This is a genomic window from Shewanella sp. 10N.286.51.B7, assembly GCF_002873615.1.
GTDB classification, from domain to species: Bacteria; Pseudomonadota; Gammaproteobacteria; order Enterobacterales; family Shewanellaceae; genus Shewanella; species Shewanella electrodiphila.
The window spans coordinates 107984-123737 of record NZ_MCUF01000032.1 but is presented as its reverse complement, the minus strand read 5'-3'; the positions used below and the strand labels follow the sequence as shown (position 1 = coordinate 123737).

At 39.3% G+C, this 15754-nt stretch carries 12 protein-coding genes and 1 pseudogene; 8 read left to right on the top strand and 5 right to left on the bottom strand.

Going from position 1 to position 15754, the window contains the following annotated elements:
- Nucleotides 1–110: 110 nt before the first annotated feature.
- Nucleotides 111–674, bottom strand: a complete 564-nt coding sequence (locus BCU84_RS09875; RefSeq protein ID WP_277868762.1) for a tRNA-uridine aminocarboxypropyltransferase — start codon at nt 672–674, stop codon at nt 111–113.
- A 79-nt stretch (nt 675–753) separates the two neighbouring features.
- On the opposite strand from BCU84_RS09875, the gene BCU84_RS09870 reads away from it, so the two are divergent.
- The 3 genes from BCU84_RS09870 to BCU84_RS09860 all read left to right on the top strand — a co-directional run bounded on the left by BCU84_RS09870 (nt 754) and on the right by BCU84_RS09860 (nt 4335).
- The gene (locus tag BCU84_RS09870; RefSeq protein WP_102527925.1) at nt 754–1377 is read left to right on the top strand and encodes a LysE family translocator; all 624 of its coding nucleotides are present in this window, start codon (nt 754–756) and stop codon (nt 1375–1377) included.
- Between the two features lie 813 nt (nt 1378–2190).
- Entirely contained in the window at nt 2191–2691 is a 501-nt protein-coding gene (locus tag BCU84_RS09865) for a hypothetical protein (RefSeq protein WP_102527924.1), read from the top strand.
- A gap of 174 nt (nt 2692–2865) precedes the next feature.
- Nucleotides 2866–4335, top strand: a complete 1470-nt coding sequence (locus BCU84_RS09860) for a capsule assembly Wzi family protein (RefSeq protein WP_102527923.1) — start codon at nt 2866–2868, stop codon at nt 4333–4335.
- Nucleotides 4336–4421: 86 nt separating this feature from the next.
- Here BCU84_RS09860 and BCU84_RS09855 read toward each other — a convergent pair whose 3' ends face one another.
- Both BCU84_RS09855 and BCU84_RS09850 read right to left on the bottom strand, forming a co-directional pair.
- Nucleotides 4422–5966, bottom strand: a complete 1545-nt coding sequence (locus BCU84_RS09855; RefSeq protein ID WP_102527922.1) for a sigma-54 dependent transcriptional regulator — start codon at nt 5964–5966, stop codon at nt 4422–4424.
- A gap of 29 nt (nt 5967–5995) precedes the next feature.
- Complete coding sequence (locus tag BCU84_RS09850) at nt 5996–9553, bottom strand: PAS domain S-box protein (protein WP_198589557.1); 3558 nt, start codon at nt 9551–9553, stop codon at nt 5996–5998.
- A 253-nt stretch (nt 9554–9806) separates the two neighbouring features.
- Here BCU84_RS09850 and BCU84_RS09845 point away from each other — a divergent pair, with 253 nt between their 5' ends.
- From BCU84_RS09845 to BCU84_RS20715, 3 genes are all read left to right on the top strand, one after another.
- Nucleotides 9807–10988: a SpoIIE family protein phosphatase gene (locus BCU84_RS09845; RefSeq protein ID WP_102527920.1), complete on the top strand. Its 1182-nt coding sequence runs from the start codon at nt 9807–9809 to the stop codon at nt 10986–10988.
- A 193-nt stretch (nt 10989–11181) separates the two neighbouring features.
- Entirely contained in the window at nt 11182–11625 is a 444-nt protein-coding gene (locus BCU84_RS09840; RefSeq protein WP_102527919.1) for an ATP-binding protein, read from the top strand.
- Between the two features lie 611 nt (nt 11626–12236).
- Nucleotides 12237–12377: a hypothetical protein gene (locus BCU84_RS20715; RefSeq protein WP_157936213.1), complete on the top strand. Its 141-nt coding sequence runs from the start codon at nt 12237–12239 to the stop codon at nt 12375–12377.
- A 297-nt stretch (nt 12378–12674) separates the two neighbouring features.
- Here the strand turns inward: BCU84_RS20715 and BCU84_RS09835 are convergent, their stop codons facing one another.
- Complete coding sequence (locus tag BCU84_RS09835; RefSeq protein WP_102527918.1) at nt 12675–13388, bottom strand: pirin-like bicupin family protein; 714 nt, start codon at nt 13386–13388, stop codon at nt 12675–12677.
- 49 nt (nt 13389–13437) lie between these two features.
- A complete protein-coding gene (locus BCU84_RS09830) occupies nt 13438–13884 on the bottom strand; it encodes a DoxX family protein (protein ID WP_102527917.1) in 447 nt (148 codons plus the stop codon).
- Nucleotides 13885–13991: 107 nt separating this feature from the next.
- Here BCU84_RS09830 and BCU84_RS09825 point away from each other — a divergent pair, with 107 nt between their 5' ends.
- Complete coding sequence (locus tag BCU84_RS09825; protein WP_102527916.1) at nt 13992–14909, top strand: LysR family transcriptional regulator; 918 nt, start codon at nt 13992–13994, stop codon at nt 14907–14909.
- A 38-nt stretch (nt 14910–14947) separates the two neighbouring features.
- A pseudogene (locus tag BCU84_RS09820) lies at nt 14948–15145 on the top strand (IS4 family transposase); the annotation flags it as partial.
- Nucleotides 15146–15754 lie beyond the last annotated feature (609 nt).

Genomic DNA, 15754 nt, shown 5'->3' with positions numbered 1-15754 from the left:
AGTTATAGTTATAGTTATAGCCATAACACTGCATTTGCGGGAATTGAGTCACTCAATTCCCGCTTTTAAATCTCAAATGTATAAAGCTAACTTATACCTGTCATTTGTTATCACTGCATTTTATGAGCGATTTGCTCCTTTAAACATTTCATAATGCTTTCAGCAGATTCTAACTCTCCAACTTGAAATAATATGTGCGCAGCGCATTCAGCCGTACACAGGCCTCCTTCAAGCTGATTTCTTCTTAGCTGATAAATGGATTCAACCTTGCTATCAATTGAGACTTTTTTAAGTTGCTTGAGATAAGGACTACGATTGTATATTTTGCGCGCTTCTTGCCACGTTGAGTCAATAATCACTAATGCGTCAAAATTTGAAAATGTATCGGATTCAAGCCTAATACTGGTATCAATTATCTCTGCGGAATCAATTGAACCTATTACGAGGCTGGGCTGGGCTGGTAATTCAGGAAATAATAATCCCACATTCGCTGACGCGATTAACTGAGTCAGTTCCGGGTTGGGATTCACTCTGTCCCAAGGTATCACCAGTGCACGCTCTTCTAATACAGTTTTGACCCAACGACCTGTATTGCTCGGTCTAGTGAGCTCTTTTTGATGTGTAAGCAAGATGATTTTCAATACTTGTATACCTTTAACGAGAAAGAGACATATAACTGCAGATAAGCTCGGCTGATTATTATATTCTATTCACAATATAGAAAAGCATAATGCCTCAGGAAGTGCGATTATAATGGAACTACAGCAATCACTCAGCCTTTTATTTACCATGTTCATACTAGCAATAGTTCCAGGCCCTGTTGTATTTGCGATAATTTCACGTTCTTTCTCTCATGGTTTAATGCCAGCAATGCAATTATTTCTCGGGGTACTCATCGCTGATTACCTATTTATCTGTATTGCGCTATTTGGCCTTACAGCACTTGCCAGTGTTATGGGCTCTGCATTTATTATTATCAAATATTGCAGCGCCGCTTATCTGTGCATTTTAGGCTTTCAGCTTATTAATGAGAAACCACAAGCAGCTCAAATTGCAGATATTGGAGAACATAATAATTTCAAAGGGATAAAAAATACCTCAACAGGCTTAATGATAGGACTAAGTAATCCCAAGGCTATTATATTCTACATTGGTTTTTTCCCTGCATTTGTCCCCTCAACCAATATTAGTGTCAACGATGCCTTGATCGTTATGAGCATCGCAACAATTGCCTTTGGAAGTATTAATCTTTGTTATGCATTAATGGCGGTGAAAGCGAGGAAAGTATTTAAATCAGCAAAAGCCAATCACGTGATTAACCTAATAGCCGGAAGCATCATGATAATAGCGGGAATCTTAATAGCACTTAATATATAACAGCAGCATCCTCAAATAGCCAAAAAGGTTTTTTAAAATGTTAAACCATTTACTTTAGTTTTTCCTTAGATATACAGCGCAGATTCTTATTCAAAATGCAAAAACAACTCCAACTTCTAGCGACATCCACACAGTCAATTTACCTATCAAATTTGCATATCTTGTAGAGTTTGTATGTTGCAAAAAGGATTTGTTGTTAATAAATGGTTTGGATATCATAATTTCATCCACACATATGTTGCATAACTTGCACTTAATCTACTGTATATAAATAAATCAATTACCTTTCTTATTGCTCGCGCTAAAATAAGTCATTAACTAGACTTATTTATCTATAGGGTTACCAATGATTGTAGAAGTCAAAGTGTATTGCAGTCACTGCAAAGAACACCTAATGACAAACAATGAATACTACCCTGGTCGTTTCACTGATTGTGAGTGTCCAAGTTGTCTTACAAGATGCGAGTTTACTCAAAGTATTCAAGAGATGGTGTCTGTATCAAAATGGTACAAACCATTGAGTTGGGGTAAGCGAGTTCCTCTAACTGAAATTAAGTCATAATTTAAAGATTTTAAATTGGTTCAATCGTTGTTCAGGTATTGTTAGCTATAGTTAGCTTACGATAATGACACTTTGGTAAGAGCTTATTGAGCTAGGCTAAATTTACTCAGCTTAATCTGTAAATCAGAAGCATTTAAAAAGAGCCATGTAAAAAGAGTCATTGTCCATTCTTGCTCGCTCAGTAAAAGCCAACTGAGAATATGCGACGTCATTTAATACCTTGATTTATCCGTTACATTTTGGAGTTCAATATGCAAATTCAATCGTCAGTTAGTACTCAACAAGTCAATGATGCAAGTGCTACTAATACGAGTATTACACCAGCAGAAAGTGCCAGTATTGCGACTTCAAAATCAAGTGCAAGTACATCTCAAGTTGATAGCGTAAATTTAAGTGCTCAAGCTATAGCGTTATCGAACCAAGCCGCAACAATACCTAACCAAGCAGCTCAGCCCAAGCAAACTAATTCTACTTCCTCTGAGAATAATACCCAACCATCATTACCCAACGATGGAGAAAAAGTAGAAAACTATGTCCACTACAAAAAGGCTCAAGCTCAGTATCAGTTTTATTCTGACTTAGCGGGTGTTGCTAATGGCAGCGATAATTCGATGAGTGCGACATCTGCGTATATGGTGAAAAATAACGATGATGCAAGAGCCGCCACCGTGCAGGCAGCCAACATGAACAACCAGCAAAATATGTTAGATACTTATATGCAAACCACTCAAAGTATTAATGAAAGTGTGTGAAGTGATAATTAATAACATTGATATAAAACATTCCCATCAGCTCAGACATTGTTATGTAACAAACAGTAAAAAATAAACTTCTCTCATATCTCAATACTCAATAGGCTGTTATTATTGCGAATAACAGCCTATTTTTATTATTTGATGTAATACTTTCATCTAAATGAGTACAAAATGAAGTTAAAAATACTAGCAGGGATTGCATTACTAAGCAGCTTTTCAACGCAAGCCGCTTGGTGGATTGAACCTACCGATTTACCTCTTCGCGCCGACATTCAACTCTTAGCTGATACAGGCATTATTCTTCAGCCTGTTACTACATTTCCATTAATGTGGTCAGGGATTAAGTCTGATCTTGATAACGCAGCTGAAAGCCCGATGTCAGTGCATCAAAAAGATGCCTTTCATCGCGTCATGCGTGCCTACAACAAAGATCATAAAGCGGTGAACTTAAGCGCAGGTCTTTCTGGTGCCAATGAACAAGCACGCTTTATCGGTTACGGTAATGATTACCGTGATAAAGCTGAGGTTGAATTCACGGCAGAAGTCACTCAAGACTGGTTCAGCGGACGTTTAGCGGCAAGCTACCATTACGATGCCATCGATGGTAATGAATCACGCCTTGATAACAGTTTCGCAGCGGTAAAACTCGGCAATTGGATTGTTACCGGTGGTGCAGTACAGAAGTACTGGGGGCCAGGCTGGGATTCAGGTTTAATTCAAACGACAAACGCTAGACCTATGCCTGGTGTGACATTTTCAAGAAACAACAGTAATGCCTTTGAGACGCCATGGCTTAACTGGATTGGCCCATGGACGTTCACTACCAGCTTTAGTCAAATGGAAAGCGATCGTTATGTCGCTGATACTCAACACTGGGGCGCACGCGGTACCTTTAAACCTATTTCAAAGTTAGAAGTTGGTTTTTCATGGACTATGCAGTGGGGCGGTGAAGGCTACGGAAATAGCTTATCAGACTGGTGGGATGGCCTAACAAATGGCGGCGTTCACGAAAGTGAAGAGGTAAATGGTCAAGAAAATATGCTTGCGGGATATGATTTTAGATGGTCAGATACCGCATGGGGCGTGCCTTATGGCATTTATTACGAACGCATCCATGAAGATTATCACAATGGTAAAAACAAACTGATCAATGCGTCTAACATGGGCGGTGTTGATATTTACATTGCTGATTTAAGCACCCGGTTTTTTGCAGAATACTCTGATACTGCAGCATCATGCGGCTTAGAATCTGATGTGTACAACTGTATGTACGAACACGGTTTTTATCAAAGCGGCTATCGATATTATGGTAGAAGTTTAGGTAGCACTTACGATAACGATTCGCATGTTGTGGTGTTAGGCGGCATTACTCAACTTGAACATGGCCAAAGCCTAAGCACTAAGTTCCGTTATGCTAAATTAAACTTTGATGGTGTAGATACTTCTAGACCTGAAGGTGGGAACCCAGTATCACCTGGCCGATATGAACGCTTATACCAAGCTGATGTTAGTTACCATCGTCCATTTTACGAAGGTAAATTAAAAGTCGGCGGTACTGTGGGCTATAGTGAATACCCTGAAATTGACACCAGTAGCGATTGGGAAACCACTTTCTACGCTGGTTGGGAACGTGATTTCTAAGCAGTAAAAGTTTATGAGTGATTGAACATTAGCCCATCAAACTTGATGGGCTTCTTTTATTTATAAGCAAAAATTTACAACCTGCTTTATAGCCCTTTATCTTCCCACTGCTGCTTTTTACGGTAAATCGTTGAAGGACTTACATCTAACAATGCAGCAGCTTTAGGGATATTGCCATCACATTGCTCTATCGCTGTTTCAATAGTGATCTTTTCTGTTAGCCAAAGAGGTTGAATATCTTCTGCTGATCCGATGACATCAACGGGTTCAGCAAGTGCAACAGCAGAACTGCTCACGTTACTCTGACTCGCACCTGGATTGCCCCCAATAGCCGCATCACTTGCGGTAAGTGAACCATCACGTATCAATTCTTGCGATTTGGCATTAATCTCTGTGACAGTGGAAATAGCAATGGGATTCACTTGCGACTCGCTTTTAGAATCAAGTTTAGCTTGCGATAATGCCGCAGTTACCTGTGCAGGTAACATGTTAATTGCCACCTCATCGGCAATATTAAGTACTACGACCTGACGGATGACATTTTGCAGTTGGCGCACATTACCCGGCCATGAATACTGAGTAAAACACCTTTCAACTTCTGAGCTGAAACGTTTAAATGTTTTGCCTTCTTCTTTGCTATATTGTTTGAGCAATTTTTTAGCAATAGAAATCACATCTTTACCGCGCTGGCGTAGTGGCGGTAATTCAATAGGAATGACATGAAGGCGATAGTATAAGTCTTCTCTAAAACGGCCATCTTGTACTTCTTTCCATGGGTCACGATTTGTTGCGCTGATAAATCGCACATCGACTTTTTCTTCTTTACTGCCGCCCACACGTTGAAATACACCAGTCTGAATAAAGCGCAGTAATTTGCTTTGCAGCTCTAAATCCATCTCACACAATTCATCAAGAAATAACGTCCCACCATCTGCACGAGTTGCCGCGCCGTCTCGATGACTTACAGCTCCAGTAAAGGCTCCTTTAGTGTGACCAAAAATTTCACTTTCAATCAAATCTTTTGGAATTGACGCACAATTAAGCGCAATAAAAGGCTCTTCAGATCTGATCCCCGCTTCATGAATTGCTTGGGCACAAACTTCTTTACCGGTGCCACTTTCACCAACGACAAAAACTGATGCCTTACTATTGGCAACACAATCAATCGTGTTATACACCGTTTGCATAGCCAGAGAATCACCAATAAAACCATGAAAATTAGTTTTAGGAAGGCTGTTTTCATAATTAGACACTAATGCCAATAAGTCTCTTTGCTTCAAAGCATTACGTACGGTTATTGATAACCTTTTACTGTCGAAAGGCTTTATCAAAAAATCAAACGCCCCCGCTCGCATCGCATCAACGGCTAAATCAATCGTGCCGTGAGCAGTAATCATAATCACTGTAATATTGGGGTATTCTTTTTGCACCTTAGTCAAAATATCCATACCCGACATGTCCGGTAATTTGATATCCAGTACTAATAAATCAGGCTGTTTACGCGCTAATTCTTTTAATGCATCTTCGCCAAAATTAACATGGGTCACTTCCGCGCCTTCTGCGCAAAGGTACTCACTGTATAACGCACCTAATGACATACTGTCTTCTACAAGAATGGCACTAAATCCCATGTGATAATTCCTTTTGGTATTCAACTATATTATTCATCGGTTTCTATTTTAAACCTTTGCTTAATTTCAGATAAACTTTGTTCGGACACGCTAAATATTTGTTCAAATAACGCCGATAGTGGTTCATTGCTTGTTCTAGAAGCCGCTTCTAACTGTGTTGCCACTTCAGATAATTTCTGCGCGCCAAAACTACCTGCACTGCTCTTAATAGTGTGCACTTGGTCTTCGATCTCGTCACGGTTTCCATCTGGAGTGAGCGCTTTTAAGGTGTCAATTCGCATTAACGTTTCACCATAAAAAACCTTCATCATTTTAGCCAAGCTCGCTTTACCTACCGCTTGTTCTAATTCATCAAAGACCCGTTGATTTAATAATGTATTATCAGTTGCACTGTCATCTTGAATCTCAGCCTTGTTTTCAGAAACTTCATCGCCGATACCATCAGTCACATTATCACTAAGTTCATTGCTGGCAACAGCCAAATCTATATCTGAGCCTGAGTCTATATCTAAAACACTGCCTGTATCAGAGCCAGCATCAGAGTCTGTATCAGAGCCAGAATCTGCAAGCGTAAATTGCATCCCCATTGTCATAACGCTGTCTTGCTTTACCTGACCAAGCCAATGACTCACACCTGAAATCAAATCAGATTTGTTAACCGGTTTACCAATACAATCCAGCATACCTACCGCTTTACAAGCAGCAATTTCTTCACTAAAGACATTGGCCGTCATCGCTAATACAATTTGATCAGGCTTATGGGCTAAGATTTTTTGGCAAGCTTCTAGTCCATCCATTTCAGGCATTCTGATGTCCATCAAGATCAAGTCAAATTCTTGTTTCAGCGCGAGTTCAACCGCTTCAACGCCATTATTAGCGTAAGTCATCACAGCGCCTTCATTAGTCAGCATAGTCCCAGCAACCATTTGGTTTGCAGGACTATCTTCGGCCAATAATATGCGGCAACCGTCAGGTAAGGTGGCAACTTTCTCTAATGGTTTTTCATGAGTATTATCAGCCGTTGCGCCTTTAATTAAACTCAATAACATTGCACGGCTTAATGGTTTGCTTACTGACTCTTCAATACCTAATGCAGAAATAAGCGTTTGAGCATCATTATTCACTCCTGAAGATAAAGCTGAAATATACCCAGACTCAAATAAATAGTCGCTACGCAGTGAAGTAACTTCTTTTTCTTGTGCGGCTAGTAAACAAGTATCATCCAACATCACTAAATCAAAACGGCCACGGATTCGAGCGTTTTTAAACACTGAGCTAACCTGGTGTTCGTATTTAGTCTCAACACCATATTGACTATATTGTTTCTTAATCAACTTACATACCGTTTCATCAGGGTGGAGTAACAGCACTCGAGGGTGTTCTGGTAATCTGACATTATGGTTTGTCGCTTGACTAGACTCATCTAAAAGAACAGAAAGCGTAAACTGACTGCCCTCTCCTAACTTACTGGTCACTGAAATTGAACCGCCCATCATTTTTGCCAGTTCAGAACAAATTGCCAAGCCTAATCCTGTACCTGCATAACTCGTAGTATGAGTGTCATGAACTTGTGAGAACTCACGGAATAGTTTCTCTTGTGATGCTTCACCAATACCAATACCTTGGTCTGTCACGCGACAGCATAATTCCACTTTGTCATTACCACGATTAGGGATCCACACTTCAACTGAAATACAACCATGGGTCGAAAACTTAATCGCATTATCCACTAAGTTCTGAACGACTTGCCTAATTCGCTGCGCATCCCCCACCAGCATTTGCGGCACATTACGATTAATATAACTGGCTAAATGCACGCCTTTATCGTGGGCTTTATGGGATAAAATTTGCAGTACCTGAGCCACAAGCTGATCAGGCTCAAATTCTTTGGGATCTAACACCATTTGACCCGCTTCAATTTTAGAAAAATCAAGTATGTCATTAATGGTGCTGAGTAATACCGAACCCGCTTCTTTAGCAGTTCGCGCATACATGCGCTGACCTTTTTCAAGGCTGGAGTCCAACAACAAATCAACACTGCCTAAAACAGCATTAAGCGGCGAGCGAATTTCATGGCTCATGGTTGCCAAGAAACGAGATTTCGCTTTACTGCCTTCCTCCGCTTGCTCTTTAGCTTGGCGTAACTCTTCCTCTTTGGTTTTTTGCTCTGAAATATTACGTAAAAATGCGGTGTAATACATTTCATCACCTAGCTGAATTGGAATCACCCTTAATTCAACTGGGAACTCGTCGCCCGCTTTATTATGCGCAGGAACTTCTATTCGATTATTAAGTACTGGCCCTTCACCGGTCTTACGATGATGTTCCATGCCATTTTTATGCGCCTTATGAAATCCTTCAGGAATAATCAAATCTTCCAGCAGTTCGCCAAGCGCTTCTTCACGTTCATAACCAAATAGTTTTACCGCAGCAGCATTAAACTCTTCTACACGGCCGGCAATATTAATGGTGATTAATGCATCATGACTGGCTTCTAAGGTCGCTAAATGAATTGACTGAGTTCTTGCTGCTGAAGCTTGCTCCTTTTTTAGCTCAGAGACGTCTTTTATAAACCCGAGGAACAACACTTGACCATCAATTTCCATTTTGGAAATTGATAACTCAATAGGAAATAAGTGGCCATCTTTATGTTGGGCTTGTAACTCTCTACCTCGACTGAAACCGATTATTTTTGCATCGCCACCATTTAAATAGTCTTGAATGTAACCGTCATGCATAAAACGATCAGCCATCGGCATTAAAATCGACACATTCTCGGAGATTAACTCATCTTTCTGATAACCAAATAATTTACTGACAGCTTTATTAACTTCATTAATCACACCATCTACATCAATAATAACAAACCCATCAGCTGCAGAATCAAGAATGGTATTTAGGCGAACATTGGCACCTTTTAAATCGTGTCGTTCTTCATCTACGGTTTTTAGCATTTCATTAAATGCATTGGTGGTATCGGTAATATCTTGAGTACCAGGTTCATCCACCTGCACTCCCATTTCACCATTCAATACTCTTTTTGAAGCATGCTGAATATTAAATACATGCTTAATTAAGCGTAAGCCTTGAAACCAAGACAAAATAGAAATCAGAATAATAACCAGCAGCATCAGAGCACTATATTTCATTGCAACACTGACAACACTGTCATCAAATTCTTCAGTGTTGACCATCAGTTTAATTTCAACCCCAGTTCCATTATTGGACTGTGCTTCCACTAAAACTAAATCCTCAACATTTACTGGATCAGTAGATTCGAGTAACTCAAAAATACCTTGGTTATTTCTTTGGGCAGCATAAAGTCGGTTGTCGCCATTAAATACTTGAACAGACTCAATATGGCTGATGTGATGTTCTTCTAAAGATTGCTTAAGCAGTAATATAGATTGGCGTGGATTATTGACATCAACACTATTGGCCACTAAAACGGCAGACAAGTGACCTTGTTGTTGAATTTCAGTTTGATTGGCAATTTGGATTACTCCGAGGCTGTTAAAAATCAGCAGCAAAAGTAAAGCCGCTTGCATTAACCCAATTGCGATAATGGCTTTTAATCTAAAAGACAAATTCCTTCTCCTAATGCCGCTTGAAAACCTATCCATGTTATTGAGAAATAACCACTATAAATCCAATATAAAGCATGCCACAACTCACTATGGAACACCTCGTTGCATTTTGCAAAAGTTAATTTGCAAAATGAAAATACGCAATATTGCATATTGCGAATAATCGAATATAACTTTGATAATCAACAACAAATAAATTTGGGAACATAAATTGCTTTAACTCACTATACCTCTTTATTTTTAGGAAACAGCTATGCAAAATGCAAGTGCTCCTGCAAAAAGAATGTCGATTTTATTAGTAGAAGACACTTTTAGTGAGCGTTATTACATTGCTAGCCTCATACAGAGCTTTCAGCCAGAAGGCGTGGAGTTCATCATCACTCAATGTGAAGATGGACTAACTGCATTTGATACTTGTAAATTACATCACTTTGATTTAATCATCAGTGATTGGCGTATGCCTAATATGAGTGGTGTAGAGCTATGTAAACGCTTAAAAGAGGCCAGTAATCCTGCATTTTTCTTATTACTTACCGGAAATGATAAAACTGAGGATATGGTCTTCGCCATGGAAACAGGCGCTGACGACTACATAACAAAGCCATTTCTCGCCTCTGTTCTTAAAGTAAAAATACTTGCAGCAGTAAGGTTAATACAAGCCAAAAAGTTAATTATTGATAGTAATCTTGAACTCGAATCAATACTCAGTCAAAAACAAACAGAACTCAAACAAGCCGCTGCACTACAACAGTCTTTATTACCCAAAGATAATTTGATATTTGATAACTGGGAGATTCAACACTATTTTGAACCAGCAGCTGAACTGGCTGGTGACATTTTCCAATGCTTTAGAATTTCTGAAGACTGGATAGGCTTTTATGTGATTGATGTATCAGGTCATGGGGCGCCTTCAGCAATGTTGAGTTTTACCTTGGCACAAGGATTATCTCCGCAGCGAATGGACTGGCAACTCCCACCAGAAACCTTAATGCAACGGTTAAATCTTTTATTTGACGACCCTGCAAATTTAGGTCAATTCGCCACTGTGATAATTGGAAAAATTAATACTCAAACTCACAAAGTACAAATGTGTAATGCCGGTCATCCTATGCCATTTTTACTATCTAAACTCGGTGTTAACACTCTTGAAATCCCATCGGGCCTCCCTATTGGGATAGACAATAATAGCCAATATAAAAGTGCTGAATATCAACTAAATTCAGGTGAACAGTTATTACTTTTCTCTGATGGCGTTTATGAAGTTAGCCACCCCTTACACGGCATGTTTGGCTTAGAACGATTTAAACAGCGTTGTTTAGAAGCCAAAGCAATGCCGGCGCATCAACTGCTTAAGCATCTTATATATGTGCTTAATCTTTGGAAACAGAATGACCCCCAAGATGATATGTCTTTACTGCTTTTTTCAGCACCTTAATATCTATTACTGATGGTAATCATATGGATAAATACGATGCCTTAAATAGATTGTTCTAAGGTTCTATCTGAGATTAAAGAAATCGAGAATGAAATGAATGAAAACTGAACATAATGACTCTAAGGTAAATAACTAAACTTTAACCAGCAAAGTCAAAATGAAAAATTGCTACATCGGCTTTTAAGGATTAATTATGAATAGCTTACAAATGAATACATTATCAATGAATGCAAAACCAATGGATAGCTTGCAGATAAATATTGCTTTAAACGAAATGACACCAGAGCAAGTTTATGACGACATTGAAGCCTTTTTCATTGTTAATAATATTGATTCACAGCAAAGATTTAAGCTCATGTTATGTATTTTAGAGTCGGTTAATAACGTGGTTCAGCATTGCTCAGAAGATGCAGAAATTGTCACGGTGATGCTACAAAACCATCAAGATAATATTGTCATTGATATATTGGACAATACCAAATATGTAAAACTATCAGCGCCCAAAAAGTGTCCAGAAATAACCCAAACAAATGGCCGTGGTTTATGGATAATGGAGCAATGGATGGATCAAATCGAAAAGCAAGCCACTGTGCTTGGAACACATTTAAGGCTTTCTATGCAAAAGCAGCCAGCCTAATATTGTTCTAAAACTTGCTCCATAGTGCTGTATTAGTGCGATATTAGTTTTGCTGATATCGTTTGGTCAGTATTTGAGATGTCAAGAACCGAAATAACGTTTTATATGAACTGACTAATTAACCATGTTTGTAAGGTCAAAAAAGGCAACATTTCGACATAGACAATGGCAATGGCAATGGCAATGGCAGCATCAAATGGTTTATTGACCGTATAGAGAACTCTATTAACTTTAAACCTAACTCATTTCTGGACAGAAATCATTTAGATCAAAGGGTCTAAAGGTTGGTCGTGGGATTAGTAAATTTTGCACAATAGAAACTCTATTTTGTTTGAGCATTCGAAATATACAGACACATTAAAGGGAAACTGCCAGTAACAATCGTTAACAATTTACCCTTAAGTTTAAGTAACTGGTCAGCCATTGTTAATTAGATCATCTAAAAAACATAGATTGGAGTAATTACTTCAAACTTTGATAGTTATTTATATTTCCCCTGTTAGTATGCGCCCCCTTCAATAACTAACGACTGAAATAAACCATAGTGGGTTAGTTAAGGCTTTGTGGCCACATGGAAGCATTTTATTCAGTAAATTTTTTGAGGCTAAGTAATGAGCGAAGTAGAAGTGTTTCTCGACATGTTCTTAAATGAAAGTGGAATGATGGTGTTAGGGATGATTGGTTTTTATGCACTTTGCTTATCGTTAGTTTGTCTGTTTTGCGATAAAAACAAACTGCAAAATACCCATTAGTAACTTTCTGGTGTTAACTGTAACACTGAAGGTTATGGCCTCTACGCCTAGATAACAGACTAATTGGTTAGCTAAGATTAGTGTGGTTTAGCAGAGCCTGCTGATAGCAACTGTCTGCTTAAACCACTTGTGACATCTCTTTATAAAATCACCATATAAATATCTATTTCGACCCCAGTAAATACAGAAGATTTTAACGAATTAAAAGCCTGCTCTGTTTAAAAGGTAAACTTACTGCTTTACTCAGCTTCATCATTGAAGTGCGTTAAGCAGTAATATACTTGACTAAAACTTGCCTTAATTTACTGGCACATCCAATAAAATCACTTCACTGTCTTCTAAGACTTCAATAGTGATTGTTTTTTGAAGTGTCACTTCAGCCCCATCACCTTTTTGCATGACGACTTCTGTTTGATCATCAATAACTTTAAAGCTACCTGAAGATGCCAACACATACATTTGTTGCTCAATTTTTTGAGTAAATCGGGTTCCTTTTTTAAGTACTCCGCCATATACCCGGGCTAGCTGATTAATAAACAGCGCGCTACCTTCATCTTCAGGGAATCCAGATACTAATAATGGCAGTCCGTTTGTGTTGATCTCATTACTGAATTGTTTAGTGTCCCAACGAGGCTCCACGTTACGCTTATTAGGCTCAATCCAAATCTGATAGAAAGTTAGTGGATCTTTCGTCAAATTATATTCCGAGTGAGCAATCCCTGTTCCTGCACTCATGACTTGGACTTCTCCGGCAGGTGTCACCCCTTTATTGCCAGCACTGTCTTTATGCGTAATTGAGCCTGTTCGAACAAAGCTAACAATTTCCATATCTTGGTGTGGGTGAGTAGGGAATCCCGTTCCAGACTGAACCCAATCATCATTAACAACTCGCAGTACGCCAAAACCCATACGTTGTGGATTATAGTAGTTAGCAAAACTAAAGTGATGACTCGATTTTAGCCAACCGTGATCCGCTTTACCTAGCTCATTAAATGCATATAGTTTAATCATGGTGTTACCCTCGTTGAATTCTAATAAATGTTGTTAATCGTGCAATGCGTTAGTGAGTGCGCTTAGCAATGACATTATCTATAGATAATCGTCCGCCACCTTGCAGCATTAGCGCTGTGCTGATGACAACTAAAGACAAAGCAAATTCGTATCCGTTATTGACCATAAACAGTCCGTTTTCAAAATGGACAGTAAAGAGTGCTACAAGCATGGTTATTGCCAATACCAGTGCAGTTGGGCGAGTGAGCAATCCAAGAATAATGAACAGTCCGCCAACAAATTCAGCGCTACCGGCCAAGAAAGCCATAAGCACACCAGGTGCTAAACCGATTGATTCCATCCATTGCCCTGTGCCTTCTAAACCATATCCTCCAAACCATGCAAAAAGCTTTTGCGCACCATGCGCCATGAAAATTAATCCGACTGGGATTCTCAATACTAAAGCTGTCCAGTTTTGGCTTGATGTCGTCATTTTATTAAGTTGTGATGCAATCATATTTATTTCCTAAGTTCATTGTTTCTGAATGTTGAAGCTATTATATTTAAAGGTACTGACGATTAATAACGATCATAATTGAACAACCAGTTCAAAAGGATTGAACAATGAACTCACCTATCACTTTAGATGCATTAAAAGTACTGGATGCGATTGAACGTAAGAAAAGCTTTGCTGGGGCAGCAGATGAATTATTTCGGGTGCCCTCGGCCATCTCTTATACGGTCAATAAACTTGAAGAAGACTTAGATCTTGCTATTTTTGACCGCAGCAAAAGAAAGGCTGAGTTAACCGCTGTTGGAAAATTGATTGTTGAACAAGGTCGATTGATATTGGATGCAACTAACGAATTAACCTATATGGCTAAACAGTCAGCGAGTGGTTGGGAGTTAGAGATTCGGATCGCCCTCGATAGTATTTTATGTTTCAAGCCTATCTATGCGTTAATTGAACAGTTTCAAGTCGCACATCCGTGGATTGATATCAAAATTACTGAAGAAGTTTTTGGTGGCACTTGGGATGCTTTAAGTGCAGAGCGCAGCGATCTTATCATTGGTGTTGAAGGTAGTGAGCGCAACAACAGTTTTAAGACTATCCCTATCGGTCAACTTGAGTTTATCTTTGCAGTCGCTAAAGACCATCCTATTCGACGAGCACCGCAACCTCTAAGCAACGACTCTATTAAACAATATCCATCAATTGTTGTGGCAGATAGCTCAAGGCATCTCGCATTGCGTTCAGCGGGCTTACTTGATGGACAGCCACGTATAACCGTCGCCAATATTGTCCAAAAAATTGACTTGCAAATATTGGGACTGGGGATTGGATATTTACCGGTCCATCGTATTCAAGATGAATTGGCGAGTGGGAAATTGGTGGCGTTATCCGTCAACAAACCAGAAATTCGGGCTATCGACTTATGTGTCGCTTGGCGTAAAGATAATAAAGGCAAAGCGCTTGCTTGGTTTGTAGAGCAAATACAAGCCCTACAAAGCGATGTTTTTCTGGGAAAGCATAGCAATTAACAGTGACACCCATAATTAATTTTTGCACAAGGAACCCAGATAAATTAAGCGTGCTCTTGCTCATAGCCTGCTTATCACAATTTATACTTTACCTGCTTGGTTTGGCGGTCAAAGCAGCCGATAAACACAGGCAATATCAAGCTAACTCAATCAAGCACCGCAATGTACTTTCAAACCAGTTTATTGGCTTAAGAGCTTACAAAAATAGGAGTTTGAAATTGTTGAAATCGCATTGACAATTAGTGTAGTGGCATAGTTATTCTGGCCTGTGCTTTGTATGTTTTCAAGCAAACTGTGGCATGTATTAGATCTAATTATGCTTATAACAATAGATTGAAACTCGTTTTGGGGCAAAAACGTTTTACGATAACTTCATTTATATTGGCTCAGTTACAGCAGACCATTACTTCAATTTAATCCATTGCCTGCCGCAGGGTTGTTCAGGATGAACGGAATGTCGTGATCACATGGATGTGAAAAAGCGACCTTTGTGCAGATACATCCAAGACACGCCGTAAACACATCCCTGTGGGCTCTGCGAAAACATCCATGTTTTCGAAGGTCTTGAACGTATCTACACTGGGTTTATTGTCTCTTCGATTTGACTGCATTGGTGATAATTTAAAGAGCTCAAGCTAGTAGATCTTGCATTTAAAAGACTCCATTTGAATTGAGGACGTTGAAGAAAATAGCGTGAGCCTGACAGGACGTCAGGCTAGCTTTCGAGGGGAAGGGTCACTCCTTGGCATCCATGCCATCGTGACATTCATAATTCCATTTACTTCAGACACACCATCGTAAGCGTTAGTGATTTTTGTAGCTTGCCGAAGCGGACTCAAAATGAA

Bases quoted from the DNA above. Each gene is read 5' to 3' on its own strand.
- BCU84_RS09870 (WP_102527925.1), top strand. From the start codon at position 754: ATGGAACTACAGCAATCACTCAGCCTTTTATTTACCATGTTCATACTA.
- BCU84_RS09865 (WP_102527924.1), top strand. From the start codon at position 2,191: ATGCAAATTCAATCGTCAGTTAGTACTCAACAAGTCAATGATGCAAGT.
- BCU84_RS09860 (WP_102527923.1), top strand. From the start codon at position 2,866: ATGAAGTTAAAAATACTAGCAGGGATTGCATTACTAAGCAGCTTTTCA.
- BCU84_RS09855 (WP_102527922.1), bottom strand. From the start codon at position 5,966: ATGGGATTTAGTGCCATTCTTGTAGAAGACAGTATGTCATTAGGTGCG.
- BCU84_RS09845 (WP_102527920.1), top strand. From the start codon at position 9,807: ATGCAAAATGCAAGTGCTCCTGCAAAAAGAATGTCGATTTTATTAGTA.
- BCU84_RS09840 (WP_102527919.1), top strand. From the start codon at position 11,182: ATGAATAGCTTACAAATGAATACATTATCAATGAATGCAAAACCAATG.
- BCU84_RS20715 (WP_157936213.1), top strand. From the start codon at position 12,237: ATGAGCGAAGTAGAAGTGTTTCTCGACATGTTCTTAAATGAAAGTGGA.
- BCU84_RS09835 (WP_102527918.1), bottom strand. From the start codon at position 13,388: ATGATTAAACTATATGCATTTAATGAGCTAGGTAAAGCGGATCACGGT.
- BCU84_RS09830 (WP_102527917.1), bottom strand. From the start codon at position 13,884: ATGATTGCATCACAACTTAATAAAATGACGACATCAAGCCAAAACTGG.
- BCU84_RS09825 (WP_102527916.1), top strand. From the start codon at position 13,992: ATGAACTCACCTATCACTTTAGATGCATTAAAAGTACTGGATGCGATT.